Raw genomic sequence first — 2,176 nt, 5'->3', positions numbered from 1 at the left:
TAAAAGGAAAACAGGAGTGGATGAAAAACTATTCCGCTCCTGTCTTCCCCTTATTCCTTCGGCATTTATAGTATTCCCAGAAAATCCCAGCTTATTCCTGAGGCCGGGTGTGGGCAGAGGCCACGAAAAAGGGATTACCGATGCCGTTATTTGTGCTGCAAAAAATTTTAAAATTCATGTATAACATGAGTCAAATGGGTAATACTATAAACAGATAAGTAATTCGACAGCAAAAAAGCAGAAGTTCCGACAAGACAATTATACATATCTGTTTCTTATCAAAGAAGAATTTTTCCCATAGACACAGAAAATTTTACGCCCTCCCTCAGGCCTTGAGGCTTCAAAAAACTATTGGTAAATGAAACATTTAGCATCTTTGTGGCATCCGAAGCTGAGGCTTTCCAAGTTTTCCACCGCAGATTTTACACACGCAGACGTTTATGCCATAGAGATGTTTCAGTATTTCAGGCATACCCTTATCGTGCAGTTTTGAAATATATTTTCTGCATCCGAGAAGATTCCGGCATAAAGTAAGCTTTTTACTTTTGCTGCGGGAACATAGAAGTCCGTAATCCCGAATTCGTACAAAACGCTTTGGGGGGGACATGCATCAAAAAACGTCGTATGAATTCGATACCGGAAAGGGTCAGTTCTTTCCACTGCCCTTTGTTCCGGTAATCTTTCACAGAAAAAGTGACGGTTTCATCATCCATACGGATGATGCGATGATTGCTAATAGCAATCCGATGGGTGTATTTTCCAAGATAATCAATCACAGACTGTGCACCGTGAAAGGTTTTCTTACAATAAGGGATCCACTCCGCAGAGTAACAGGTATCAAGCAGTTCTTTGAATGCATAATGGTTACGGTATTTTTCGGCTGTTCCATGAAACTCAAGCCGGTCGGTCTCCCAAAGGTTTTTCAATTCTTCCATGTATTTTCCGCGGAATACTTTGGAAATGACCTGGATTGGAAGGAAAAATTCAGTGCCGTTATCCTTCCATTCATTTTTTGGTGTCAATCCTCCGCCAAGCAGTATTGTGTGGATATGGGGATGAAAGTTCATTTCAGAACCCCATGTATGCAGGATGCAGATATATCCAACGGAAGCCCCAAGATGCTTTGGGTCAGCAGCCAGTTCACTGATTGTAGCAGAAGCAGCGTGATACAGGGTGTCATACAATTGCTTCTGATTACTGTAAATGACTGGATTCAAGATATCCGGAACTGTAAATACGAGATGAAAGTAAGGTGCATCAAGTACATCTTCCCTGCGGGCATCCATCCACATTTCCTTTGGAACAGCCTGGCACATGGGACAACAGCGGTTACGACAGGAGTTATAATGAATCTGAACGGTACTACAATCCTCACATATGCTGACATTCGCACCATAAGCTCCGGTTTTACAGTTTATGATGTTCCGGGAAACTTTTGCCTGTTCAGGGGAAGGGGAATACTTTTCAAGGTATGCCGGATAAAAACGCAGAAAGATATCCTGTACTGTGGGTTTATTCATGACCAGCACCTTCTTTCCGGTCAAACGGGCTCTGGATTCCCATCAGGGATTTGTTGCTGACATGAAGATAAACCTCCGTGGATTTCGGGTCACGGTGTCCAAGCAGTGCCTGAATATTCTGCCGTTCTACGCCCTGCTCCATCAAATGTGTTGCAAAGCTGTGCCGGAGGGAGTGTGGAGTTGCTCCCGCCGGAAGTTCAGCCTCAGATACAGCACGGCGCATCACCTGTTCCAGAGTACTGACTGTCAGGTAATTACCGGTGAACTTATTAGGGAACAGGATTCCACGGGGCCGTCCTTTCTCAAACCAGTATTGTGTAAGGATATCCAGACACCGCTTGGAAAGGACCGTATAGCGGTCCATCCGGTTTTTTGTATCCCGGACATGGATCTGCATCTTTGTGCGGAAAATATCATCATAATGCAGATGGATGACTTCGGAAACACGCATTCCGGAAGAATACATGGTTGCAAACATAGCTTTATATTTTATGTCGTCAACAGCGTCCAACAAGCGGTCGATTTCATCAATCGTCAAAACAGTTGGAAGTTTATGTTCCAGAATCATGCGCGGGATTGTAATGTCATCCCAAAGGATGTGCAGGACATTCCGATAGAAAAAGCGGATGGCAGAATTATAAAGGTTCAGAGTGGTG

2 protein-coding genes and 1 pseudogene are annotated in these 2,176 nt (G+C 43.8%); 1 reads left to right on the top strand and 2 read right to left on the bottom strand.

Annotated elements, in window-relative coordinates; all coding sequences use genetic code 11:
- The first annotated feature begins 16 nt into the window (after window positions 1-16).
- Window positions 17-184, top strand: a complete 168-nt coding sequence (locus tag B5G33_RS21485; protein ID WP_158229667.1) for a hypothetical protein — start codon at window positions 17-19, stop codon at window positions 182-184.
- A gap of 183 nt (window positions 185-367) precedes the next feature.
- Here the strand turns inward: B5G33_RS21485 and B5G33_RS22680 are convergent.
- Window positions 368-1,520, bottom strand: a pseudogene (locus B5G33_RS22680) (IS91 family transposase).
- Window positions 1,513-2,176, bottom strand: a 664-nt coding sequence (locus B5G33_RS20780; RefSeq protein ID WP_087418973.1) for a tyrosine-type recombinase/integrase, incomplete at its 5' end; no start/stop codon positions are given. The pseudogene B5G33_RS22680 and the gene B5G33_RS20780, both read right to left, overlap by 8 nt.

It is taken from the genome of Blautia sp. An81, assembly GCF_002161285.1.
GTDB lineage: Bacteria > Bacillota > Clostridia > Lachnospirales > Lachnospiraceae > Blautia > Blautia ornithocaccae.
This window is presented reverse-complemented; position numbering and strand designations above follow the sequence as displayed.